Source organism: Paenibacillus sp. 23TSA30-6 (genome assembly GCF_014858585.1).
GTDB lineage: Bacteria > Bacillota > Bacilli > Paenibacillales > Paenibacillaceae > Paenibacillus.
This window is the reverse complement of the sequence record NZ_SLTL01000014.1, coordinates 84,570-108,927: the sequence shown is the minus strand read 5'-3', so window position 1 is coordinate 108,927 and position 24,358 is coordinate 84,570. Positions and strand designations below refer to the sequence as shown.

The following is a 24,358-nucleotide window of genomic DNA, read 5'->3' as shown; positions in this document are numbered from 1 at the left end:
TGGATAAGGAGGTTTTTTGCATGAAAAGAATACTTGGAATCCTAATGATTAATATCTTCATCGTTATGGTGGGCGTTGGTTTAATTACTCCCATCCTGCCAGAACTGATCATTGAGTTTGGAGCCAGTGGGCAATCGATAGGATTATTAGTAGCAGCCTATGGCATGACACAATTCCTACTCTCTCCAATAACTGGACAACTGTCTGATCGATATGGGAGAAAAGTTTTTATCGTTGTAGGTGTCATTGTTTTTGCTGTAGCTAAATTTATCTTTGCTATCGGAGATGAGCTGTGGATGCTGTATACCTCTAGACTTCTGGAAGGAGTGGCAGCAGCCCTGATTGTTCCACCCATGATGGCATATGTAGCGGATATTACAACAACCGAAGAACGCGCCAAAGGAAATAGCCTGCTAGCCGCAGCCATGTCATTCGGATTTGTTATTGGACCTGGACTGGGTGGTCTTCTTGCAGGATATGGAACAAGAGTACCGCTTTACGCAGCGACAGGTGCTGCTATGGCTGCTGTTATTTTTTCAGTGATTTGTTTGCCTGAAAGTTTATCGAAAGAGCAAATGAAAGCAGCGCGGGCAAGAATTATTCTGAAGGAATCTATTTACAAACAATACGCGAGATCGTTGAAGTCAAAATATACAATGCTCTTTGTACTTGTCATGGTGATGACCTTTGGACTCGCTAATTTTGAATCTGTTCTTGGTTTATATGTAACGAACCGCTTCCAATTCTCACCGCAAAATATTGCTGTCATTCTGACCGCAGGTGCTGTGATTGGAGTCGGCATGCAAGCATTAGTTGTTGCTAAAATAATCAATAAGTTTGGTGAAAAAAGGGTGATCAAAGGATCGCTTCTTTTCATCTCTGTTGCTTATATTTTATTTCTCTTAGCCAAAGATTTCTGGAGTATCTTCCTTGTCACTTCCCTTATTTTCTTTGCCACAGCTATGCTTCGTCCAGCTCTAAATACACAATTATCGAAGATGGCAGGGAATGAGCAAGGATATGTAGCTGGTATGAATAATGCCTATATGAGTGTCGGAAATATTTTAGGCCCTACTTTAGCGGGATTTTTATTTGATGCAAATCTGTTCGCTCCATTCATAGCAGGCTGTTGTATTCTTTTGATTACTTTTTTGCTTACATTAAAAATGAAATAAAAGAGGACAACTGATGAGCAAAAGGCAGCTACGGGTGCGAGGCTTTATTTTTCAATGCCCCCGGCTGTAGCTGCCTTTTTATTCAGTCTAATCGCTTATTTTAATAAATACTGTAATTCCCTTTATTCCGCTTCCCCACTCAATCGATTTAAAAACTGAATAGCTCGTGGACTGGTCGGGCGTTCAAGCACCTCATGAGGTGAACCCTGCTCCACAATCACGCCCTGATCCATCAAAATCACATGGTCCGCGACCTCGGCGGCGAACTTCATTTCATGGGTGACAATGACCATGGTCATGCCTTCGGCAGCCAGTTGCTTCATGACCTTGAGCACCTCGCCTACCAACTCGGGATCAAGCGCGGAGGTCGGCTCGTCGAACAATAGCACCTCAGGCTCGACCGCCATTGCCCGGGCAATACCGACCCGCTGTTGCTGTCCGCCCGACAACTGATGGGGATAGGATTCCGCTTTGTCCGCCAGTCCCACCTTTTTAAGCAGCTCCAATGCGCGTTTGCGTGCCTCGTCCTTGTTTTTCTTTTGAACGGTGACTTGGCCCTCCATTACGTTTTGAACTGCTGTCATATGCGGGAACAGGTTGTAGGATTGAAACACCATACCCGTTCGCTTGCGCAGCGCCAAGATGCTTTCCTGCCGCAGCTTCGTTCCTTTGGCAAAATTCAGTGCAATATCCCCCACCTGAATTTCGCCAAGATCAGGAACCTCCAGCAAATTCAGACAGCGCAAAAGCGTTGTTTTCCCAGAGCCGGACGGGCCGATGATCACCAGCACCTTCCCTTTATCCAACGTCACATTAACACCCTTAAGCACTTCCAGCGAACCGAACGACTTGTGTATATTCCGAATTTGGATCACCGGTACAATCTCCTTTATCTGACGGAAAAACGGCTCAACCGCTTCTCCAGGTAATTTTGCAGCACGGTCAAGACGGTGCTAAACAGCAGATAAATAACCCCCGCCTCGGTATACACCAATAACGGTTCATACGTGGTGGCTACAATCTGGTTAGCTGTTCTGAACATTTCCACATAGGTGATGGTCGCAGCCAGCGAAGTATCCTTTACCAAACTGATGAAAGAATTCGCTAACGGCGGTACGGACACACGGGCTGCTTGTGGAAGCACGATACGCCGCAGCACTTGCCAGCGCGTCATCCCCAAGGAATATCCCGCCTCCCACTGGCCTTCCTGAATGGATATAATTGCCGCACGCATAATTTCAGAGCCATAAGCCCCCACGCTGAGCGTAAAGCCGATCACTGAAGCTATAAAAGGGTCCAGCGTAATGCCAACTGAAGGCAAACCGTAGAAAATAATATACAATTGCACCAGCAACGGTGTTCCCCGAATCACCCACACATAGAAGCCGGAAATCAGCTTGAGTATTCTCCATTTGGACAATCGAGCCAACGCCGTAACCAGCGCCAGTATCAAGCCCAGAGCAAAGGAGATGAGTGTGAGCGGAATCGTAAAAGAAACCCCTGCTTTCAGCAGAGGCAGTAATGAATCGATAATAATTTGTATCTGTCGATCATCCATTGTGCAGACATCCTTTAAAAAGATAAGTTTGCGAAAGTCCGGTTCGACATGGCGAGACTCCGGTTATTCGTGTGTTATTTGGATACGTCGGCTCCAAAATATTTCTCGGAAATTTTCAGGTACGTACCGTCAGCCTTCATGTCAGCCAGCGCTTTGTTGACTTCCTCGATCAAGTCTTCGCTACCTTTATTAAAAACAGCCGCGCTGTGTGAAGCATCTGGAGATTCATCTACCTTTTTGATGGGAGCGTCAGGCTTTTGCTTTTTCAAATCAAGATAGGACAAACCATCATTGACGGTTGCATCCACTCGTTTGGATGTCAGGAGATCAATCGCCTGATTGAATCCATCCGTTGCCACAATTTCCGCGCCATTGCTCTTTGCGATTTGAGTCAGGTTGCTGGTCAGGGATTGCCCGGCCTTTTTACCTTTCAGATCAGCAAACTTTTTGATGTCATTATTATCTTCGCTCACGATCAGCACTGCCTTGGAGACAATGTACGGATCGGAAAAATCGTATTTTTGCTTGCGCTCATCTGTAATGGATACTTCATTAAAAACCGTGTCAAACCGCTTGGAGTTCAACCCTGCGAATATGCCGTCCCATTGCGTCTCGATAAACTCCGGTTGTACACCCAGGCGTTTACTCACTTCAGTCGCAATATCGACGTCGAAGCCTGTCAGTTTACCAGCAGCATCATGGTAGGTAAATGGAGCATAGGTACCTTCCGTACCGATTCGCAGCTTGCCGCTCGCTTTTACAGATTCCAAAGTAGCTGTGGCGGTTGTATCTGCTTTTCCATTATTAGGCCCGGCATCCCCGGTAGAAGCATTATTTGAATTAGCACCTTTGTCGTTGTTGCCGCAGGCCGAAACCAGCAAAGCCATTACGATCAGTACGACTGGTAAAAATCTAAATTTTTTCATGTTAACCACACTCTTTTCCTTTTTCTTGATAACCTAGCACGTAGCTGGCTCATTGAATAGTACATCATTCATTTTTACACGTCAATGCTTTTATCCAATAATCCCTATGCAAAAGGTGAGCTATAGCATTCTGGGCTCAAAGTTATCCTAGGTTGACTCATTCATAGACAGACTATTCATTGTATCTATCCTCATAGTAACTTTTTTCTGTACCTTTATGTCAGAGGTCTCGTATAATAGATTTCTATATGAAGATTAGTAATATTTACCTCGTCTTTGAATGAAAGGAAGGCACTATGGAAACCCAAAATTCAACCCTATCCTCTGCTTCACCCGAAGGAAGACGTTCAGCTTGGGCCACCTTCACTTCGCCTTTAAGGCAATCCAAAGCGTTCACTCTACTGTGGCTTGGACATTGGATCGCTATGCTGGGAACCTCGGTTACCACCGTCATTTTGCCACTGGTTATCTATTCCCTGACTGGCTCGACTACAATCATGGGGCTGGCTATGACTGTCTATATGCTGCCTAACGTGCTTATTCTGCCCTTTGCCGGGATGATCGTGGATCGGATCGACCGAATCCGTCTGCTTCTGTTCACGAACATTGCTCGCTTCGTACTCATGTTCGCTGCGGCGGTGCTGATGTTTACCGACGGTATGAAACTGCCGTATCTGTTCGTTGGCCTTGCCTTATACGGATTGATGGACGGGATCTTTAATCCGGCTTATTCTGCCTTGCGCGCACAGGTGTTTACGCCGGATATTCGCAATGCGGCTAACGCGCTCAGTCAGATTAGTATTCAAGCTGTCCGTCTGCTCGGGCCTCCACTGGGCGGCTTCATTGTATCCTTTACTTCAGCAGGAGTCGGCTTTGGGCTGGATTCTATCTCCTATCTGATATCTTTTGCCTGCTTCTGGATGCTGAGCAGTCATTTAGCCTCGCTCATCGGTAAGCGCCAGGCAAATGCAGAACAACAGGATCAGGAAGGTCAGCATTTTCTCAAAGATTTTATTGCGGGCTTTACGATTCTTAAAAGTCATCCGTGGCTGTGGATTACGATTCTGGCTTTTTCCTTCATTAATATTTGTTACTCCGGTATTATTGCGGTACTCATTCCGTGGCTGTTCAAGGTTCATCATAGCTACAGTTCAGTCGTGTATGGCGTTGCGATGGCAAGTAGCGGCGTTGGAGCTATGCTGGGTGCCTTTGTATACGGGTCTCGCAAGCATTGGAAGCATCGCGGTCTGCTCGCTTACTTCGGGGCTTTTGTCAGCGGGCTTGCTTTACTATTGTTGTCTGTAGTCACCTGGATGCCGGGGCTGATTATGAGCATGATGCTTGAAGGGTTCGGCATTATGATATTTGCGATCATTTGGGAAACAAGCCTTCAGGAAATGGTGCCCGCTGAATCCTTTGGCCGTGTAGCCAGTCTGGATCTGATGTTTTCTTTTGCCCTGCTGCCTGTAGGTTATCTGGCTGTGGGTGCGATCGCGGACAAGCTTGGCGGCATCTTCACCATCGGCCTGTTTTCAACCATTGGCATGTGCATCGTGTTGGGCGTTTTATGTGTGCCTCATATCAGGCGGTTTCAATAAAAAAAGCTGCTCCTGCAGGTTCATTTGTGAACCTTGCTGAAGCAGCTTCTTTTCATTTGATACCCTTATGCCCTATAAGGGCTAGTGGAATCGATGTTTTATGTGTTAGCCCCTGCTCCGTCCAATGGAACGGAAGATCAAGCTTACGATAACAACCAGCACAATCGCACCAATTAATGCAGGGACGATGTAGAACGATCCGATTTCAGGACCCCAGTCGCCCAGGATCAAACCACCCAACCATGCACCGATAAAACCAGCGATGATGTTACCAATCACGCCACCCGGAACATCACGACCTGCGATAACTCCTGCCAACCAACCAATAATACCTCCAACAATCAATGCCCATAACCAACTCATTTTACTTCACCTCGTTTAAGTTTTTATCGTTGTGTTCTATTATTAACCACTCGAACTCCTTTTGAACACACTGAGCACAAATGGTTAATATTACCTAATGAACAGAACAATGACTTAGGAGCTTGATACCATCCTACGTGCCTACCTCCCTATTTATAACCCTTGTGTGCAAAGCGTGTATAAAATACAGTTATCCTTGTGTTCCTGCTTTTTTTGTGCCATCCTCACATTATGGCTTCATTGAAGTCGCTTCATGCATACATTTCAAAAATAACAGATGTTAAGGAGTGACCCCAACTGGAGTGTCGTGTCGGATGTGCCGCGTGCTGTATTGCTATTACGATTTCATCCCCTATTCCCGGCATGCCCGATGGAAAACCGGCTGGTGTCCCTTGCCCTCAGCTCACTACGGATTACCGCTGCCGATTGTTTGGCAAACCTGAGCGTCCAGCAGTATGCAGTGGATTTCATGCTGATGAAGATACGTGCGGAAGCACAAACGAAGAAGCATTTGAGCGGCTAAGAGCGCTGGAAGAGTCTACTTTACCGGGGAAAGCTTGAGTAGATACTCGTTCTATATGAAGGAGGATTTTTTTACTATGAATATCATTGACAAAAGAATTGCCGAATTGAAGCAGTATCAGCCGGATCTTACCGCCCCTAAGGATATCGAGCTGTTCTGGGACAAAACACTGGAAGATGTACAGGCTAAGCCCGTGCGCGCGTTCAAAACACCAGTGGAAACGCCGTATCCTCATATTCATGCCTCACGGGTTACCTTTGAAGGTGTGGATGATACGCCGCTGCATGCATGGTATATACGTCCCCAATTTGCCGGTAATCAAAAGCTGCCGTGTATTGTCCTTTTCCATGGCTACACAGGGGGCAAGGGCTATCCTGAGGATTACTCGTCCTGGCTGATGCTTGGCTTTGCTGTATTTGCCGTAGATGTACGTGGTCAGGGTGGTGAAACAGGAGACCGTTTGGACGATCCTCATGGTACGGTTAAAGGCTGGGTAACAAAAGGGATTTTGGATAAAGATACTTGCTACTACAAAACGATAACGACAGATGCCCTCAGAGCGGTGGATTGGGTGGCGGAGCAGCCGGATGTGGATGCGAGCAAAATTGCAATCTCTGGGGCCAGCCAGGGCGGCGGGCTTGCACTAATGGTGGGTGCTCTCAGTGATAAAGCTGCTGTTACGGTAGCTGACATTCCTAATATGTGCCATATGGATTTTGGTATGATGAATTCTACCAGTTCGCTGACGGAAGCTGCCGAATTCGCAAACCGATTCCCGGAGCATTTGGAGCAGGTGCTACATACATTAAGTTATTTTGACGTCATGAATCTTGCTCATCGCATTCGTATTCCAGTGATGGTATCAGTCGGACTTAAGGATACTGTTTGCATGCCAGAGACGATTTTTGCTGCTTATAATCGCATTGAATCACCTAAAACAATTGAAGTTTATCCATTTACGGGACATTGGGTGGAAGGCTTTCAAAGACGTAAAACTGCTGAATTTTTAATGAACGCATTCAATTAAATTAGCTTCCGGTGCACAAAAAAAGAACACCACGCGTCAAACTGCGCAATGCTCTCTTCTCTGCTGCACCAGGGCTAGTCCCGCTTGTGGGGTTCAAGGAGCAATCCTCGAAATCACACTCGGCCTATACTAAAATATTACGATGCGGCTCGCTGTTCTGCTGCCGAATCCCCTGTCCATTTCCTCACCCACACCCAATCCATAATGATCAGGCCAAAAGGAATGAAGGATGCAAATATAATGAATAAAGGCCGCCGGAGGGACCAATTCAGCGCTGTTTTACCATAGATCAAAGCGACAAGGAGCAGCAGAAAGCTGATCCGGTATATGTTACCGATCACCATGACCGTCTGGGTCATGCCCGCAGCTTGCAGCGGCTGATGGGTGAATAATATCGCCAAATACGCTATACCTTGAATCCAGAGCATGAGCCGGACACGCCCCAAAGGTGTTCTTAACACACGTTCGTTCCCCTTTCCAAAAGCAAGGATGTTCTCTCATCCTGCACTTCCTTCATTATAACGAAAAGATTCCTAAACTCCAACCGATTCAACTTTAACACCAAACCATCCAATTTCAAGTTTTGACCAAATGAGTTGTGTCTGATACAGTTGTGTAAGAGGTGATTGCAAAATGCTTAAACTGGGTATACTGGACCAGTCTCATATTCCTGAAGGCGGTACTGCTCAGGATGCCTTATCCCATACAACTGCGTTAGCGCGTGAAGCCGACAAGCTGGGGTATAGCCGTTATTGGGTGTCCGAGCATCATGCGTCCAAAATGCTTGCACACTCCAGCCCTGAGGTGCTGATCGCACATTTGGCTGCGAATACATCACGTATTCGCGTCGGCTCAGGCGGTATTATGCTGCCCCACTACAGCGCATATAAAGTCGCTGAGAATTTCCGGCTGCTGGAGGCGCTTCATCCAGGCCGAATTGATCTGGGGCTGGGACGTGCTCCCGGCGGTTTGCCGCTTGCTACACGTGCCTTGCAGGAAGGTAAGTACCAATCCGTCGAGCAATATCCACAACAGATTCTCGATATAATTGATTATTTCCATGATTCCGTGCCTGCCGACCATCGGTTTGCCGGGCTTCATGCGGCACCGACGATTTCGACTATTCCTGAGCTGTGGCTGCTCGGTTCCAGTGGAGAAAGCGCAAGATTAGCCGCGATGATGGGTGCATCCTATGCTTTTGCCCAATTTTTCGGCACACCGGGTGGGGTGGAAGCTACCGCACGTTACCACGATCAGTATCAGCCTTCCATCCTGGGCGATAAACCCCGCTCCATGGCGGCAGTTACTGTATCATGCGCTGAAACTACAGAAGAAGCCGAACAGTTGGCTTCCAGCGCCAGCTTGTTTTTCCTGTTGCTCATGCAAGGCAAAGAAATGACTTCACTGCCATCAGTGAAAACAGCGCTGTCCTATCCGTACACGGAGTTTGATCGCGAGCGACTGCGTCAGTCAGCATCATGGCGCGTTGTCGGTACACCCGATCAGTGTAAGGAGCAATTACTACGCTTGGCTGAGCAGTATCGTACCGATGAGCTGCTAGTTGTCTCATCCATTCATGACTTTGATAAGCGCGTTCAGTCCTATCGTCTGCTGGCCAAAGCTTTTGATTTAGCTTAAACACGATTGAACCTAGAAACACCGATATTTGAAAACGCAAAGAACCCCCGCCTGCCTGTAATGGCAAACACGGGGGTTCTTTGTTAAGGGACGGTCCATTAGGACCAAGCCCTCTGTGCTATAGAAGTAGTTCAAGAACCACTAAAGTCGAATATCATATGGTACTTTAGTAGTATGAACACCGGAACCAAAGTTCTGAAATCGCCCTCCTAAAGTTCCAGTACCCATATACCAAAAGCGCATACTCTATAATCCAATATTGAAAAGTATGGACCCAAAAGTCCCATGTTCTTTACTCATTCCGGGCATGATCCCTGTTGTGCCTTAAGGCTCTATACCCCATACCAGCTTGCCCTGTTGATAAACGGTTGCACGGTCCCAGTTTGCGAAGGCAGTTTGGCTGGCACCATACGAATAATCGTTGGTTTCATCAAAATTGCTCCAGTTCCCAGCATGGATACGGGGGTGAATTTCTCCGCTTTCCCCGCCGGGCTGAATAGTACCTGTTCCATCATTAAATGAAATTTCCACATATTTATCAGCCTTGGCCTTCGGCTCTGGCAATGTTACAAAAGTCGCTTTTACCTTTTCATTTCCAACCTTGGCCCAGTCTACAAAAAATTGCTGACCCTGTTTGCTTTCATCTGTGTAATAGTAGCGAATTTTCAAATCACTCAGCTTGACAGCTGTTTTCCCTGTGTTTTTGATATTAAATTCAGGGCGGATTGCGTTATCCTTGGTATTCGTGTCTCCGGTGCGATACTGAAGCACAATCCCTTGATCGTCCCCGCCTGGTGTGCTTCCTCCGTTGCCGTTATCGCCGCCGTTGTTTCCACCACTGTTATTCCCACCATTGTTACCATCTTCGCCACTGTCACCACCGTTATTGTCGCCTCCAGTATTGTTGTTGGAGCCTTCCAGAATGGCTTGTTTTACGAATTTACCGGAAGCCGACAATTGTGAATCAGGCCATCCCCCTTTACGGTTAGCGCCAGGTAAAAGCGCAGCAGAGGTTTCATTTTTATCGGCCAACGACCAGTTTGCCCAACTGATTCCACGACTAGCCAGAAAATCTGTCCATACCTTAGACTCATTCAGGAACGGCCCCCCGTTACCCGAAGCATCACTGGTTCCCCATTCCGTAGCAAATATGCCCACGCCCTTGTTCAGCGCGTAATCGACGCGATCCCGCAGGTATTGTCCGTGCGTACCCGCATAGAAATGCACGGTGTACAGCGTATTTTTGTCTGGAAGTGGGTTATCTGCTGCATCGTGTACATCCTGACTCCACATGCCTGTACCCGCAATAATAATATTGTCCGGGTCCTTGGCTCGAATAACCTGGGATACCTCCAACGCATAAGGACGAATTTGGTTGTTCCAGTTCACGTTCCCGTTCGGTTCGTTGGCAAGCTCGTAGATCACGTTTGGCAAATTCCCGTACTGAGTTGCAAATTCATTAAAGAAAGCCTTGGCTTGATTTTTATGAATGTTCGGATCACCATCCGAGAGAATATGCCAGTCGATAATGACGTACAGACCCAGTTTCTGTGCTGCTTCAATGGCTTCCTTCACTTTATTTTTTAATGAAGGATTGGCAATATAACCGTCTTCCTCAGTGTATAGCGCAACCCGGAACACGGAAATGCCCCAGTCGTCCCGCAGCCATTTCATCGAGTCCTCATTCACCAGATCCCCAAACCATTGGACACCATGAGAGCTGATCCCTTTGAGCTGTACAGGCTTCCCGGTTTTATCCACCAGCTTACCATTCTTCACTGAAAGTTGTCCGTAACGCTCCACAGGAGTTATACTGGCAGCCTCTGCGGTCTGCTCATTCCAGTTAAATCCGTTCGTTAACGTCAACAGTAATACCGCCGTTAACATCACCGCTACTCTTTTTGCGATCCTTGGCAGGACCCATTGCCCATTCATCATTTACACATTCCTTCCTTTTAATAAAGTGGATAAGCTTATCAGTACGTTGTTCTCCGCCTTTTTGCTCCCTTCCTTTATACAGCAAGAGGATCAGGTCCAACATTAGGTGTCACTTACCTGTATATGGATGTTACTACTATTATAGTTAGTTCCATGTTATATTTCGACCTTATGGTGGAAAATGAACAGGAAGTCACGGTTTCGGGATGTTTGCCATTACGTTTGCTATTGCAGAGAGCAGGAGGGACAAAAGACTCATCTGCGGACTGCAAAATTTGACGAATTTTAGCGGATAGAGAGAGAATTTCAACTTTCTATCATGCTAAAAAAAGACTGCTTCCCGACGCCCTTCGGCCCGGTATAGCAGTCTTATACATGATCATGTATGTGAATCGTATCGTGTTAAAAAATCGTATTAACGTATGATCTGCCTATTACCCCTGAGCGGTTGCCTGAGGTTCTTTGGTCGTCTGATCTTCCTTCGTATCGCCGCCATCCGTCACTTGACCCGTCAGTATAGTCTCAGATGAGTTGCCCATTACCTTGTCGATTAGTTGCAGCCAAGGCTCTTCACTTCCTCCACAGCTCTCAATATCACCGAGCAGGGAATCCAGCGTGGTTCCTTCTTCTGGCAAATCAATAACTAAACTGTCTTCGTCTACCTGGATAGTGCAGCAGGTTTTCATTGTAAATCCCTCGCTTAATTCTTATTTGAGCATGCATACGCAGGCTCAGATGGGATGAATTCCCGGGATAAGCCCTTTGAATCCGTTTGAAATTATAAACCTATTACTCATCAATTGCAATGAACAAACCTTGAATTTTTTCAGAATTAGCGAGGGATCACATAAAATTTTCAATAAAAGCTAGATGCGAGTAACGATTTGATCCACCAAGCCATATGCTACCGCTTCCTCAGCCGTAAGGAAGTGATCTCTGTCAGTATCTTTTTCCACACGCTCCAGCGGTTGCCCAGTATGATCTGCCAAAATACGGTTCAACTGTTTCCGGCTCTTGATCAGACGCTCGGCGTAAATCAGCACATCCGAAGCTTGGCCCTTGGCTCCGCCCAGCGGCTGGTGAATCATAATTTCACTGTTGGGCAGCGCCATCCGCTTGCCCTTTGTACCTCCGGTCAGCAAAATCGTACCAAAGCTTGCCGCCATGCCTGTGCATAGGGTAGATATATCATTTTTCACAAATTGCATCGTATCATAAATGGCAAACCCCGCTGAAATGGACCCGCCCGGACTGTTAATATACATCTGTATGTCCTTCTCGGAATCCTCGGCGGTAAGATGCAGCAGTTGCGCTACAATAACATTTGCCATATGATCCTCAATCTCGCCCGACACCATAATGATACGATCCTTTAATAGCCGCGAATAAATATCATAGCTTCGCTCTCCGCGGTTCGTTTGCTCAATTACATAAGGAATGGTACTCATTTTCCAAAACTCCCCTCTTGTTAAGCGGCCATCCTAGCCTGCATGCCATGGGAAGGATTAGAGTTCATTTGAGCGCCGGAAGAATAAAAGCTCTGATATAGCACTGATCCGGCAACCGCTATTGGCTCAGCCATATCGTTCAAACCAAGCGTAATCCAGCGTTGTGCGTCTCCTGCGTCATCAATCCATCGATTACGTGCGGAACGGATTAAATAAGCCTCGCCATTCTCCAGTTCATGCAGTTTTTTCTCAGATTGCAGCATATGCAGGAAAGTCGCCTGCGCCAAATCCCCGGCATCCCATATCGAGCCTGTCAACGAAAGACAGTAGCGGTACAACGCAGGAAGTACTTTTTGGAATGGTTCATTCCCCTTAGTGTGGGAAGATTCATTTTTCATCCGTTCGGATATCACAAAGGCCATATTTGGGGCCCCCCTTTGTTCAGTCCATTTGAGTTTGAGTGTTTCATTGAGGTAGACGGAATTGTATATCAAAAGGATACGGTCGTTTAATGGTTTTATTGTAACAAGTAAATTAAACAAAAAACAGCTGATTCACGGGGCCTAGTTCGTTGATACGGCAACTCCATTTACTAATAACTCCCTCCAACACATGTACCTCTGTCAAAATAAATGTCGATTTTTCGCAAATAAGGGAAGTTTCAATTCATCAAAACAGTGCCTATAGTCTCAGTGACTTTATTCCTACTTTTGGACATATGTAAATTTTTGTTTAAAAGGGTACGTTAAAGCATCCTACTTCCATATTGGGGGCTTGTCGAATTTTGAGACTACTCAGGTTTGAATAAAGAATTTACCGTTATCATCAACTATTTGCATTTTTCCTGGATCCTGATGATGCCAAGTTAAAATTTTCGGAAATTTTCCTTCGCATACAGACTAATCCACAATCATCCGTCCGGCTCCGCCGCTTTGCCAGCGACCTGCTGTACGTTTCCCTCGTCCAGCGCCTTCCAGAATAAGAACTAACTGTCTGTGTAGCTGTACCTGGGAATAGTCTCTGTATTCCGCACCGCTTCGGTTTGCAATGTAATGCTGGATAGATTCTCTGTCCACGGCTTCCAGGTTCAGGCACATGAGCGCAAACATACAATCCATCGGATCGGTTGCGCCACTTTTAAGCAGCTCGGATGCAAAATACCGCATCGTTTCCGGGCGCAATGTACTTTGATGCAAGCCTGCAAAGGGAGCATGGATATCGCTCCATGTATTGAATTCGGTAGCCATATCAGCAAAATCCTGATAATCCGAGCGAAGCACGGCTCCATCTTTGAGCTTAAACCTGCCCAGCTCCAGCTCATCCAGACCCAGCTCTGGCTCATCCTCCAGCACAATATCCGCATAATGAACAGTGAAATCCGGTCGATCCGTTTGTTCCATAAATAGCAGCTTCAACACCGACAGCCGCCCCATAGCCTTATATGGCACTTCCTGCTCTTGCTCCAGCAGGTACAGCCTGCCCTTGTGCTTTACAATGCCTCTGCCAATGGTCAGCGTATGCTCCCCGACAGTGACGTTCATCCCGGTAATAATGCCATCCGAATAATCCTGATACCGGATATCCAGAAAACTGCGAGGATAATCTCGCAGATTTTCCAGCATCTCGGTTTTAAGAATACGGCCTTTCTCAAACTTCGGAACGATATGGGTTAACATGGTTTCCCTCCTTTCACAATTCTTCTTTATTCAGGGGAACAGACAGCCGATTCACACCGGGCGCAGGAGGCGGAACAGTAACTCCATCATCGGTGGGCTGAGCTTTACTTCCTCCGAGTAATCCAGTAAACAGGCGAAAATTCTTTTCTAAAAATCTGCGTATATCCATCGTGCTCCCCCTGATTGAAAACTGCGATTCATTAGGATTTTAAGATCTATTTATCTACCTTTACATCCCGGCTCCCCGCTCGGCCTGCTCACGCAGGATATGATTCAGTTCACGTTTGTCCACGACGTAGGTACGAGCGATCAGATCGTGAAGGGCTTGTTTTTGGGCCGTGAAAGCGGTCATGATAAAGCCGATGCACAGAATGATAGCGGATATAAACTTACTCCAATGGCGGGCACTGGCACGTCCAAAGCTGAGCTTCTGGTTAAACTCATCTACCACGACGATCCCGAGAGCCAGCTTGCCCACCGAGGCTTTGCATTTGGAAGATTCCATAATCGCGTGATACAGCCACATCGCACCCCAATTAAGCAAAGTCTGTCCAACCATCTTCATTGTAAAAATAGGGGGCGATCCGTCTGTGAGTAAAGAGGTTTCTGCCGAAGAAGACCCCCAGTCCCCAATGGCTTGAATCACAAACCAGATCAGACCCAGAATCATAAACACGAACCACATCAACAGATTGTCAATAATACTCGCCAAAACCCGTTTCCAAAAACCTGCGTACAGCATGCTGTTGCCTCCCAATGTTGTATATTTTTCTTGTTGTCTTACTTCGTACCGTCAAAGAAATCCAGCTCGGAGAGATCGTTTTCGAAGGCAAAAAATCGTTTGGGTCCCAGATGCAGCAATTCATCCCGGCGGGTAATCGGCACCACATAAAAGCCCCAACGGCTGTCGCCTGCAAAAACGAAATATTTCGTCTCGCCGTTGCGAATAGAGTCGGTATCATCCTGCGGAATATCCCGCCCGTACAGCACGGCGATTTCCTCATACGGCATCGGCTCAAAGGCTTCTGGCCGACTGCGGTATACATGGCGCTGACGCAGCTTGCCGCCGTTCGCTGTCAGAAAAAATTCCACCTCGGCCGCATGGGATGGCCTGGAAATAGAGCCGCGCACCCGGTTGCTCTCCAAGCTCGCAATCAGTTCCTTCTCGCGCCCCGTATGCGTCCATGCACTGACGGTGTACGGAATGGCCGGAATATGATTGGTAATGACAGGCTCAATCGTGCCCATTTTTTTGGCGTTCAGATAACGGATAGCGCCGCGCAGACAGGCCATTTTCAGCTCAGGCACTCGGCTCAGGTCTTCCGCCTTCTGACGGAACTCAATGCTGCGCCCCGGTACAAATTCCTTGAGCGCCTCGCGAAATACGTCAATTCGGCAGGACTGCCCGGTCAGCTTGATAATCGAATAATCCTGCAAGCGCCCCTCCTGATAAAAATCATCCAGAAACTTGCGTACAATATTATAGATATCCCCCTTGAGAAGCTGCTGTATTTCACGGATATTGAACACCACATCAGGCAAACCGTATTCATCACGAAAACGTCCATTTTCGATAACTGAAACCAGCCAACGATCCATCACCGCAATGTTCAGGTCACTTTCGGCTGAAAATACCTGTTCGGATTCGAAGCGGCTGCGCAGGATACCTGTGCGTAAGAAAAATTCCTTTTTCATATTTTCCGCCGCGCTCCATAATAGATGAAAATTGCTCAGCACCCGCTGATATTCATCTCGTGTGGCATGCTCATACTGTTTGAACGCCGTAGGCAAGATGGCCTCTGCCTCTCGATAACGTTCCTCCAGTCCCGCATACACAGCATCTACGCCAAACTCATCCACATGGCGGTACAAATCCCCTGAAGGAATGCCGATCAAGGCATCAATATCGGTGTCAGGCAATCGCGTTTCCGCTGCATAATAGCCTGCAAACACGATTTTCATGAACTGCATAATCCGATAGGTCAGATTGTTTCCGCCAAAATTGGTATCCCCATTTTCATATGTGGTGTGAATATCAAGCTTATAGGCAATGCGTCCATCCTCAATGCGGAATCGACAGGATGACAAATCCGTTGTACCTCCACCGCAATCAATAACAAGGGCCTGATATTCCTCACCGTCCGCAAACGTCCCTCGTTCCATCTGGTCTGCCAGCGTGTTGTACAGCACAGCCAGCCCTTCATCCAGCGCGTCCTCTGCTTCAATCCGGTAATCCGGCAAAATATCGCTAAACATCTCGATAAACTGCGGCTGTAGCTTGACGGGTGCCGAAAAATGCAGGTTACGAAACCGGCACTTGAATTGCTGTTCGGCTGTCGCAATCACATAGCGGATAAAAGCCGCCAAAATTTCGCTGCGGGAAGCGGTCGCCGTATTCCCCTCGGAATCCATTAATTCCTCAGTTCGCTTATAGTCATTGACCCAGCGCTTGATGCCCCGCAGTACCGTCGCCTGGCTGCCCGCTACATCCGTTCCACGCAGTGCTTCCTCTCCGAATACGTATACAATATGCTCCGGGTTAGAGCAGTCCGCGACACGAATGGCGGTCGGCAACACTTCGATCCAATCCCCCTCCGCTCCCTCCGGGCCGGGGAAGGACACATAATTAATCGTATTCAGCCGTACCGTACTGCTCATGCCCGCATCTGGGGCAGTAACGTAGGAACTATCCAGATATGCGCCTGCCGTGGTGTTCGAGGTACCAAAATCAACTGCCAATACCGCATCTGTCGTTTCAGTACCGCGAATAATCAGCTCTGCCACCGGAATACGTTGGCCTTGAAGCTTCAATGGCAGCATTGGCTTATCTCCATAGTAGAGGTTATAAAAATATTCCGATTCCTGTCTTCGCAAAAACAGCAGACTGTAATTATGGTTGGCCGTCTCCCGCAGTTCAGCGTCGAGATGGCGGGAAAGGTAATATACGCCTGTCCGTCCCTCGTCCTTTACCAAATTCAAAACACCGCATAGTTCGCCTACCGCATTCACTAGAAGCACATTAGACGCGTTCAGCCAAGGCAGGTCGGATTCAATCCGATAATTGTCCATACGGCCTGTCCGCACACCCTGATACAGCGTAATTTTGGCGGGAACCCGGATACCGCCGCTCTCCTGCCGACGGTCATTCCAATTTCGCCGCAATGCCGATTCGATGCGCTCGAAGCCGCCGGGGTTGGGCCGGGTAATGAGCAGATGCTCCTCTGCACTCCGAAACCGCAAAATCACGCGGATCAGTTCTTCATGTGCCAGACGATTAGCAAAGCCCTCGACCAGACGCTCCTTATCACATATTCCGCGTAGCTGAAAGGTCGTCATTTGTTCTAGCTCCGCCCGCGTGTATTTCGCCGTGAAGCGAATGCCTTTTCGATCGGTGAGCGGGTCAAGCAGCCTGTATGTATAGGGTCCGTTCATCGTTCACATGTCCTTTCTCTGCCATTTGGCCTTAATAGAGGGCAATAGCGTCTATTTTCATCGTCGGGTCTGCCTCCAAAATACCGAAATGACGAGTCCAATACAGCTCAATCGTAAAACGCGCCGGAAGAAACAGGTCCAGAATTAAATCCGCTTTGATCCGTGATAACTGCGTTTCCTCCTGACCAATATAGATGAGCAATTCGTCCTTTTCCTCACAATTGGTATAAATGATCGAACGGTGAAATACGCGGCGCATCGTTTCTTTTAGCAGATGTACAGCTTCCCCCGTCTCATACAGCCGCAGCAATCCTTCGGCAATCGCATCCTGCTCCTCACGGTTTAACTGTGCAAAGCTTTCGCTCACCTTCGGGCCAAAAATGCCGTTCCCGATGTCACGCTGAACAAACCGGATATGGTACTCCCGCCGATTCATGCCCTGATACAAATCAGTTTCTGCCAGAAAATGTATCATAATATCGAACAGTGATTCTCTCAGCTCCAGGTACTCCTCAGCATCCGGCGGAAACAGGTCCCGAAAAATAGAATAAAAGCGGTAGTATGGATTGATTTCCACCACCTGCTCCAGCTCAGATGTATTCAGCTCGGTCAGACTCAGCTCCATATACGGGGAATAGCTGACAGCGGGTACAAACCGGAAGCTGTTAACATCTAACTCCTGTTCCTTTGCGCGCATAAGCAAATCCCAGACGTAATTCACAGCCATTCTCCTTCACACTTGTACTCCGGGAAATACATTTGCACTTCCGACACCAGAAAGCTCATCAAGTCGGATAAAATGTATGCAGGAAATGTTGACGAAGCTTCCGCAGAACCGTGTCTGAACCCCAATCGCATGGTCTGCTTGCCTTCCTCCGTCCGCACGTTGTCACTGACAAACGGATTTAACGGATACGTCTGGGATTTGGATAAAAGCTTGCTCACATCATTTCTGCCTGTGCCTCCCCAAATGTCCACACGCTCCAATTCCAATCCCTGTGCAGCTTCAAAAGAATGTACAATGCGCGTAATCTCAGCTTTGGCTCGAACGATCACAGCCTGTTTGCCTGCATAGCGGCCCAAAAAGCTGTCCTGCCGCCGATTGGACAACACCGGATAGGTCTGACGACTAAGTCGCGTCAGGACGGGCTTCGTAACCTTTAACACATTCCATTCACCGGACTTATCACGAGGCGTGACAATCGTCAGTTCCTCTTCCGTGCGCTTGATATACCGAATATCGCCTTCCACTCCGTCAATCAGGTAGCCGTGCTCAGGTCCTGTTTTACGTAAAGGAAGCACATGCTCATAGTTCACATGATCTATAGCCGGTATTGGGAAACCACTGTTTTTCAGAGACAGTCGTTCAATGTTCCAAAGTGGAAAAACATCCACCTTCTTAAAAACGTCGAATTCCTCCAATGAGATCGTAATTTCGTGAATTTCCTCATCAGCGTCAGGCTCGCCTTCTCCTCCAACCAGTACACAATCGACGAATTTATAAGCATACGGATGATTAATGGTCTTCCACGGCATGCCATTTTGCATGAACATAAGATATAGCTTCTCAATCTCTAAAATATAAGAACGGTTGTGTTCCAGACGAAAACGAATCGGATAGCTTCCGGTTTCCGTTACCAATGTTCCTCCGAAAACCCGTTTGCTGCGTACAAGCGCGGTGATCTGCTCGGTCTCCATCTCCAAAAAAAGGGTGAAAAGCGGCAACGCTCCGCCTTCCCGAACGACCTCTGCCACACGGCTGATATCCATCACCTTGTCCTTAGTATCTGACGGCAACACCGGATATAAAAATTCATGAATCGGATCATAGTCCTCACGTGATGTCAATGACACGTACACGTCAAACTTCTCTTCCGTATTCTCAATTTCCTCAAATACCCGCCGTTCCAGCTGGCGGGTCATTTCTTCCTGATATTCGACGAGGTTCATAAACACCCCCGCCATCATATTTTTAAGCAAACGTCTCTGCTCCAAATCGTCCATCTTGCTCAAACGGTCCTGCACCAGCTCTTTCACGACGTCTCACTCCTTCCCGGCTCCAGCATTCATTGAACATGAAAACCTCAACTTCCGTTCGCAGCCGCCTGATTCTGACTGCCTGAATCAGACGCACCCGCTTCTTTGGAAGCGGAATCAGCAGTTCCTTGCTCCTTGCTGGCGGGTGCCTTCGTCGAAGAGGCATTCCCATCACTCGTACTGCCGCTCTTGGCAGTTGAAGAAGCTTCCTTCTTCGCGGCTGCTGTATCCGCTGATTTCATTGTTGCAGCATTACCCGTAGCTGCCGCAGCCTTGGTTTGCGATGCTGTAGCAGGGGGCACAGCAGTAGCAGCTTCGTCCGCTACGTCCCCGGTGCCTGTATCGTTCAGCGCTCCGTCAGATAGTCCCGCTCCAGCAGCAAGCTGACCATTTTTCTGCTGATCCGCGCTCTGTTTCTCCTCTGCCTTCGCAATACTCCGCTCCAGTGCCAGTACGCTTTCAAGCTTACCGATTTCCTGATAAATCTCCTGTGCTCCGCTATAAGCGTCAATGGCTCCTTCATAATCGAGATCCTTCATTAGCCGATCCCCTCTGGCCTGTAGCTTGCCAGCCTGAATTTCCTTGAGCTGCTGCTGGATGGCCGTCATTTTATCATTGGTCTCGGTAATCTTCTTCTCCAGCTCTTTTTGCGCAGATGTATAGCCGGATTCCATCGCAGCTTTATTCGCCTTCGTATACAGCTTGAGCGCACTCGTGTAATCGCCGCCCTGAAATTTCAGATCCCCATCCTTCATCCAGCTCGCCGTTTCGGCATAGCTGTCCAGCTGGTCGATTTTTTTCTCAATATCCTTCACATTAAACGGCGGGTACAGACCGGCACTTTTCCGCGCTTTATCGTAGCTGGCTTCGGCTTTGGTAAAGTCTGCTTTTTCCACATATCCGTCCCCGTCAACCATGAGTTGAGATACTTTCTGCTCTGCCGTATACAGTCGCTTGTGAATCTTATCGTTAATTTTAACTGCCGCGTTTTTCGCTTCACTGTAGGACTTGAGCGCCTTCGCATAATCTCCTGCCCTGGCATAATCATCCGCGGCCTGAGCCGATTCGACCATCGTTTCCAGCGCAGCGGCCTTGTTCGCAGCCATACGGGCCAGGGTAATCCACGCTCCCCCGCCTACGATCACAAAGGCAAGCAACGCTATCAAAATCCGTTTGATCAGCTTGCGACGGTTTTTAGGCTTTTCCTGAAAAATTTTGTTCACATAGATGGCGGCAGCCGTATAATTGTTCACCGCCCGGCGCTGCTTGCTCAGCAGAACCTCTTCCAGCGTATCCGTCAGCATGACCGGGTCCTTTGCTTCCTCCAGCGCACCCAGCATTTCCGCCAGCTCAACATCTTCCCACATCCCGGATGTGGCAAGCAGCATTACATCTCCATCTGCAAGCTGCGTCTTTTTGGCAACATGGGCATGAACTCCATTCGGATTTCCCAGGTATTCCAGCAGATTGCCCCGTTCCTCGTGCGTGCTGGTCGCTTCGTCGGGAATACGTCCGTCATCCGCCAATGACTGAGCCAAGCTATGATCCTTACTGCGAAAATTAAGCCGTCCATTGCGAAAATGATACAGCCGCACATTACCGCACGAAACGTATACCATTTTGTTGTAGTTGGTCACCACCATCAGCAGACTGGCCTTGAGCCGCACACGGCGGCTTTCGAATTGCAGCCATTCCTGCGCTTCACGCAGGTCTCTCATCAGGCGACGCTTGGACATGGAAGGCTTCTCCATGAAGTTTTCCAGCACCGTTTTGACAACCATTTCTGCGCTGCGCAGCTCTTGATCTGAATCCAGACCGTCTGCGAGGACATAACAGGCCATATCGTCCGTCTCCATGAATGCAAAATAGTCCCGGTTGTCTATGTAAGAGCCCGCTTCCGACACAAAGGCGGTACTAAAATCGCTGTTGTCCTTGCGCATCGCTACCCCCGTCTTTCTGGTTTCATCCTATCGCCAACATAACCACTGTCGCGTTATCCTGACTTTTAAAGCCTTTATCATTAATCGTATCGATCATCGCTTCCGCCATTTCCTGCGGTGTTCCACCCTTGCGCATGATCTCTTCCAGCTCAATCTCCGTCAGTGCCTCCTGAATTCCATCGCTGCACAACAGAACATGATCGCCTGCGTACAGGCGAATCGGCGCCGCACCAAGCTCCATGCTCTCAAAGCCCTCATAGCCCAAATAATTGACCAATTGATTGCGAACCGGACTCGTTTTGGCCTCTTCCGTGGTCATTTGCCCAGCCAGCACCCGTTCCTCCAGCAAGGTTTCCGCCGTATGCTTGGAATTGACGCTCTGAAAATGACCGTTACGGTAAATCGTAATCAGGCTATCGCCCACCGCTCCGTAATACAACTGATAGCCGCAAATGATAACCGCCGCCAGCGTCGTTCCTCCACCCTGCCCATTCAAATTTTGCAAAATACCGCGATTGCTCTGAGTTGCCGTTTCTGCAAAATATCCGTTCAGGTTCGACGTATCCTCCAGCTTGGCGAACGCCTTCGTAAAGGTCGTCACCGCCAATGTACTGGACATGCGTCCATTAGCCAGCCCGCTGATGCCGTCTGCGACAACCGCCAGCGTACCGACAGGTGTTGTCATACTTGCAAAATAATCGTCCTGCTCGCTTCGGCTCCCGATCGTTTGACCATTTCCGATCTCAATTCCACTCACGGTACGGCTGCCGGGACTTCGCGTCAGCCGCATGCGGATCACGAGAAGAACAGCGAATAGCACCGCAGCTCCGCATACAACAAAATAAGGCTGCATTTCGTTACCTCCCTGCACCATGCCACTTCCGTCCTAGTTTTCGTTATCCCACTCAAAATGGGCACCGCACAGCGGGATAAAGATAAATTTGCTGTGTCCCAGTTGAATCACGTCATAAGCAGCCAGCTCTGCTGGTGAATATACCGCCTCGTTATTGTGGTACGCCAAACCTGACGAATCCCCCGGCAGCAAGTAGAAATTACGCTTCTTCGGATCATACACAATGACCGCATGATTTCTGCGGGAAATCGTGTTATCACCAATAATACGGACATGCATTTCCTCGGCGCGTCCAATAAAGTTTTTCTCAGCCATAATGCGGTAGTCCTGACCCACCTGCGCACCTTCGATGCATACCAGCCATCCGGTTACCGGGTGAATCCCCGTGGTTTCGCCCAAATACGGCATCGTTCTGTCATCGTCTCCCGCACCGTTAGTTTTTGCCGTTGGTTCAACACTTTTGGGTGCGGCTACATTTACCACCGTATTACAATAAGGACACGTATTTCCGTGCTTTCGTGTACTGAACATGTGTCCGTTCGGGCATCTTGTCAAACTCATAATCGGTTCCTTCCCCCATTGTCATGATTGTCTTTTCAGCTATTTCACGAGCAGTCTCGTATTGGCGATATATAATAAATCACCTGTGTAAATCCGGTATGGCTCACCGCTTTCCAGCTTCTTGGTTACACTTTCATTTGCAGGTCGCAGCCCGGTACCGTTACCGGAATCCACATCCTCCACAAACCAGTCGCTGTTCACCCGGTTGAGCACCGCATGCTCCACGCTTACAAGAGATGCATAATCTGTGCCTGCCAAATCAATATCCGCCTCGGAGCGACCCGTTGTTTTGCCGATCAGGAGCGAAGTTTCGCCTTCGATATACCATTCTTTAATGGACTCGCCCTCTTCATCCATCAGTACCAGCTTGGCAATCCGATTGCGCTGTGTCTTTGGCTTCACCACACGTTCAACTGACACCAGATTACGCAATATGTATACAAGCACGCCGATTCCGATACCTATCACGACCACGGTTTTCAAACCGCTATAGCCTGTACGACTAAACATATAAAAGGCGATCGCCAGCATCAGCCCGAACATGGCAACATCTATGATGAAAACCCATCTGTTCTGCGCCGTTTTCACTGCTTGCTTCCCCCGTTTCTATCCTGAAATCATCACTTTTTACGAATACCGAAAAACTGATTAAACATCGCCGAGGTATCCGTCGGATCACCGGATTTTTTCGTTTTTTTCCCCGGTGAGCCTTCCTTCGTTTTCGGATGAAAACCGAAAAATTGCTCAAAATCAGTTCCTATATCAGCCGGATTAAACCCTTTGGCTGCCGTGCGCGCACCGCTGGAAGACGCTGACCCTCTTCCTCTCTCTTGCTGCGGTCCGCCAGCTCCCTCTGTTTTTCGGATGAGCTCGGCATCGTATGCCTGCCGCAATGCTTCGTCACGCAAGGTATTGTAAGCCTCGTGAATCAGCTTGAACTTGCGTGTTGCCTCCTCGCTTCCCTGGTTGGTATCCGGATGATACTTTTTGGCCAGTTTGCGGTAAGCCTGCTTAATCTCTGTCTCCGAAGCATCCCGGCTGACACCGAGCAGCTCATAATAGTTGGTCATTGTGTGATGTTCCCCTCTCCGAAAAAAACAAATATTAAGAGACCCGGGGGCCTCTTAATATTGATCCACCCTACGCTTGCACGTGGAGTGAGTGTGTGTTCAAGCTGCGCTTAACGTCAGGACGTCAAACTTAAACCGGATATCCGCCGTCGATGGTAGCCAGCTCGGTTTTGTCTTTCTTTTGTTTGATGTAGAGTGTAAATGCACCTACACCTTCTGTGTCACCGAAATGCTCGTTGTAATCTACAACGAATGCGTTCGGGAAGTGGATTTTACGCACAACTTGGTCAGCTGCGATAACTTCCAGTGTTACTTTACGGTAGCTGTCTGCTTTTTCAGCAGGAACCAGGGACCACAAAGCCAGTTTCAGCGTGTCATCCGCGCTGTCGCCGTCTACGGCTGTGATAATTTTACCGCTGATGCGCAGCGTGGAGCCTACGTCAGTGGAACGTGCATTGGAGTCGTCCGGTGTATCGGTGTCATAAATAACCGTTTGGATGTTATCCAAGCCCAGCTCGATTGTTTCTTGTCCTTCAACTTTCAGTCTGAATCCCATGTGTGTTGCCTCCTTGAAATTAGGTAATATGATGGCGGG

The 24,358-nt window shown here is 48.3% G+C and carries 26 protein-coding genes; 5 read left to right on the top strand and 21 right to left on the bottom strand.

What is annotated here, in order from left to right; genetic code table 11:
- The first annotated feature begins 20 nt into the window (after positions 1 to 20).
- Complete coding sequence (locus tag E0698_RS14775) at positions 21 to 1,175, top strand: MFS transporter (RefSeq protein ID WP_192512038.1); 1,155 nt, start codon at positions 21 to 23, stop codon at positions 1,173 to 1,175.
- A 122-nt stretch (positions 1,176 to 1,297) separates the two neighbouring features.
- Here the strand turns inward: E0698_RS14775 and E0698_RS14770 are convergent, their stop codons facing one another.
- The 3 genes from E0698_RS14770 to E0698_RS14760 form a co-directional block, all read right to left on the bottom strand.
- Positions 1,298 to 2,050 (bottom strand): amino acid ABC transporter ATP-binding protein, encoded by a 753-nt coding sequence (locus E0698_RS14770; protein ID WP_134913212.1) that lies wholly within the window; start codon positions 2,048 to 2,050, stop codon positions 1,298 to 1,300.
- Positions 2,051 to 2,064: 14 nt separating this feature from the next.
- Positions 2,065 to 2,733 (bottom strand): amino acid ABC transporter permease, encoded by a 669-nt coding sequence (locus E0698_RS14765; RefSeq protein WP_134913211.1) that lies wholly within the window; start codon positions 2,731 to 2,733, stop codon positions 2,065 to 2,067.
- Between the two features lie 74 nt (positions 2,734 to 2,807).
- A complete protein-coding gene (locus tag E0698_RS14760) occupies positions 2,808 to 3,659 on the bottom strand; it encodes an amino acid ABC transporter substrate-binding protein (protein ID WP_192512037.1) in 852 nt (283 codons plus the stop codon).
- Positions 3,660 to 3,955: 296 nt separating this feature from the next.
- On the opposite strand from E0698_RS14760, the gene E0698_RS14755 reads away from it, so the two are divergent.
- Positions 3,956 to 5,257 (top strand): MFS transporter, encoded by a 1,302-nt coding sequence (locus tag E0698_RS14755; protein WP_192512036.1) that lies wholly within the window; start codon positions 3,956 to 3,958, stop codon positions 5,255 to 5,257.
- Between the two features lie 105 nt (positions 5,258 to 5,362).
- On the opposite strand, the gene E0698_RS14750 is transcribed toward E0698_RS14755, so the two are convergent.
- Complete coding sequence (locus tag E0698_RS14750) at positions 5,363 to 5,620, bottom strand: GlsB/YeaQ/YmgE family stress response membrane protein (protein WP_134913208.1); 258 nt, start codon at positions 5,618 to 5,620, stop codon at positions 5,363 to 5,365.
- 297 nt (positions 5,621 to 5,917) lie between these two features.
- Here E0698_RS14750 and E0698_RS26885 point away from each other — a divergent pair, with 297 nt between their 5' ends.
- Both E0698_RS26885 and E0698_RS14740 read left to right on the top strand, forming a co-directional pair.
- Positions 5,918 to 6,181: a YkgJ family cysteine cluster protein gene (locus tag E0698_RS26885; RefSeq protein ID WP_134914591.1), complete on the top strand. Its 264-nt coding sequence runs from the start codon at positions 5,918 to 5,920 to the stop codon at positions 6,179 to 6,181.
- A gap of 38 nt (positions 6,182 to 6,219) precedes the next feature.
- A complete protein-coding gene (locus tag E0698_RS14740) occupies positions 6,220 to 7,170 on the top strand; it encodes an acetylxylan esterase (protein ID WP_192512035.1) in 951 nt (316 codons plus the stop codon).
- 137 nt (positions 7,171 to 7,307) lie between these two features.
- On the opposite strand, the gene E0698_RS14735 is transcribed toward E0698_RS14740, so the two are convergent.
- A complete protein-coding gene (locus tag E0698_RS14735; RefSeq protein ID WP_134913206.1) occupies positions 7,308 to 7,631 on the bottom strand; it encodes a DUF3817 domain-containing protein in 324 nt (107 codons plus the stop codon).
- Between the two features lie 172 nt (positions 7,632 to 7,803).
- Between E0698_RS14735 and E0698_RS14730 the strand changes: the two genes are divergently transcribed.
- Complete coding sequence (locus E0698_RS14730; RefSeq protein WP_192512034.1) at positions 7,804 to 8,808, top strand: LLM class flavin-dependent oxidoreductase; 1,005 nt, start codon at positions 7,804 to 7,806, stop codon at positions 8,806 to 8,808.
- A gap of 324 nt (positions 8,809 to 9,132) precedes the next feature.
- On the opposite strand, the gene E0698_RS14725 is transcribed toward E0698_RS14730, so the two are convergent.
- The 16 genes from E0698_RS14725 to E0698_RS14650 form a co-directional block, all read right to left on the bottom strand.
- Positions 9,133 to 10,746, bottom strand: coding sequence for a cellulase family glycosylhydrolase (locus E0698_RS14725; RefSeq protein ID WP_192512033.1), 1,614 nt, complete (start codon positions 10,744 to 10,746; stop codon positions 9,133 to 9,135).
- Between the two features lie 434 nt (positions 10,747 to 11,180).
- Positions 11,181 to 11,432: a hypothetical protein gene (locus tag E0698_RS14720; RefSeq protein WP_134913203.1), complete on the bottom strand. Its 252-nt coding sequence runs from the start codon at positions 11,430 to 11,432 to the stop codon at positions 11,181 to 11,183.
- A gap of 180 nt (positions 11,433 to 11,612) precedes the next feature.
- Complete coding sequence (gene clpP, locus E0698_RS14715; RefSeq protein WP_192512032.1) at positions 11,613 to 12,194, bottom strand: ATP-dependent Clp endopeptidase proteolytic subunit ClpP; 582 nt, start codon at positions 12,192 to 12,194, stop codon at positions 11,613 to 11,615.
- 20 nt (positions 12,195 to 12,214) lie between these two features.
- Positions 12,215 to 12,616 (bottom strand): RNA polymerase sigma factor, encoded by a 402-nt coding sequence (locus E0698_RS14710; protein WP_192512031.1) that lies wholly within the window; start codon positions 12,614 to 12,616, stop codon positions 12,215 to 12,217.
- A gap of 477 nt (positions 12,617 to 13,093) precedes the next feature.
- Positions 13,094 to 13,870: a DNA and RNA helicase gene (locus E0698_RS14705; RefSeq protein ID WP_192512030.1), complete on the bottom strand. Its 777-nt coding sequence runs from the start codon at positions 13,868 to 13,870 to the stop codon at positions 13,094 to 13,096.
- A gap of 13 nt (positions 13,871 to 13,883) precedes the next feature.
- Positions 13,884 to 14,039 carry a hypothetical protein gene (locus tag E0698_RS14700; RefSeq protein WP_170970890.1) on the bottom strand — a complete coding sequence of 52 codons (156 nt, stop codon included), beginning with the start codon at positions 14,037 to 14,039 and terminating at the stop codon, positions 13,884 to 13,886.
- A 60-nt stretch (positions 14,040 to 14,099) separates the two neighbouring features.
- Positions 14,100 to 14,612 (bottom strand): RDD family protein, encoded by a 513-nt coding sequence (locus E0698_RS14695; RefSeq protein ID WP_192512029.1) that lies wholly within the window; start codon positions 14,610 to 14,612, stop codon positions 14,100 to 14,102.
- A 38-nt stretch (positions 14,613 to 14,650) separates the two neighbouring features.
- A complete protein-coding gene (locus tag E0698_RS14690) occupies positions 14,651 to 17,302 on the bottom strand; it encodes a molecular chaperone (RefSeq protein WP_192512028.1) in 2,652 nt (883 codons plus the stop codon).
- 31 nt (positions 17,303 to 17,333) lie between these two features.
- On the bottom strand, positions 17,334 to 18,023 hold the full coding sequence (locus tag E0698_RS14685) for a hypothetical protein (protein ID WP_025685512.1): 690 nt from the start codon (positions 18,021 to 18,023) through the stop codon (positions 17,334 to 17,336).
- Positions 18,020 to 19,339 (bottom strand): normocyte-binding protein, encoded by a 1,320-nt coding sequence (locus E0698_RS14680; RefSeq protein WP_192512027.1) that lies wholly within the window; start codon positions 19,337 to 19,339, stop codon positions 18,020 to 18,022. Before E0698_RS14680 ends, E0698_RS14685 begins: the two co-directional genes overlap by 4 nt.
- A gap of 47 nt (positions 19,340 to 19,386) precedes the next feature.
- Positions 19,387 to 21,279 carry a PP2C family protein-serine/threonine phosphatase gene (locus E0698_RS14675; RefSeq protein WP_192512026.1) on the bottom strand — a complete coding sequence of 631 codons (1,893 nt, stop codon included), beginning with the start codon at positions 21,277 to 21,279 and terminating at the stop codon, positions 19,387 to 19,389.
- Positions 21,280 to 21,301: 22 nt separating this feature from the next.
- A complete protein-coding gene (locus E0698_RS14670) occupies positions 21,302 to 22,132 on the bottom strand; it encodes a PP2C family protein-serine/threonine phosphatase (RefSeq protein ID WP_192512025.1) in 831 nt (276 codons plus the stop codon).
- A 33-nt stretch (positions 22,133 to 22,165) separates the two neighbouring features.
- A complete protein-coding gene (locus E0698_RS14665; protein ID WP_044647232.1) occupies positions 22,166 to 22,693 on the bottom strand; it encodes an FHA domain-containing protein in 528 nt (175 codons plus the stop codon).
- Positions 22,694 to 22,732: 39 nt separating this feature from the next.
- Complete coding sequence (locus E0698_RS14660; RefSeq protein ID WP_192512024.1) at positions 22,733 to 23,281, bottom strand: FHA domain-containing protein; 549 nt, start codon at positions 23,279 to 23,281, stop codon at positions 22,733 to 22,735.
- 32 nt (positions 23,282 to 23,313) lie between these two features.
- Positions 23,314 to 23,763, bottom strand: a complete 450-nt coding sequence (locus tag E0698_RS14655; RefSeq protein ID WP_044647230.1) for a J domain-containing protein — start codon at positions 23,761 to 23,763, stop codon at positions 23,314 to 23,316.
- 130 nt (positions 23,764 to 23,893) lie between these two features.
- Positions 23,894 to 24,319 (bottom strand): hypothetical protein, encoded by a 426-nt coding sequence (locus E0698_RS14650; protein WP_013311475.1) that lies wholly within the window; start codon positions 24,317 to 24,319, stop codon positions 23,894 to 23,896.
- Positions 24,320 to 24,358 lie beyond the last annotated feature (39 nt).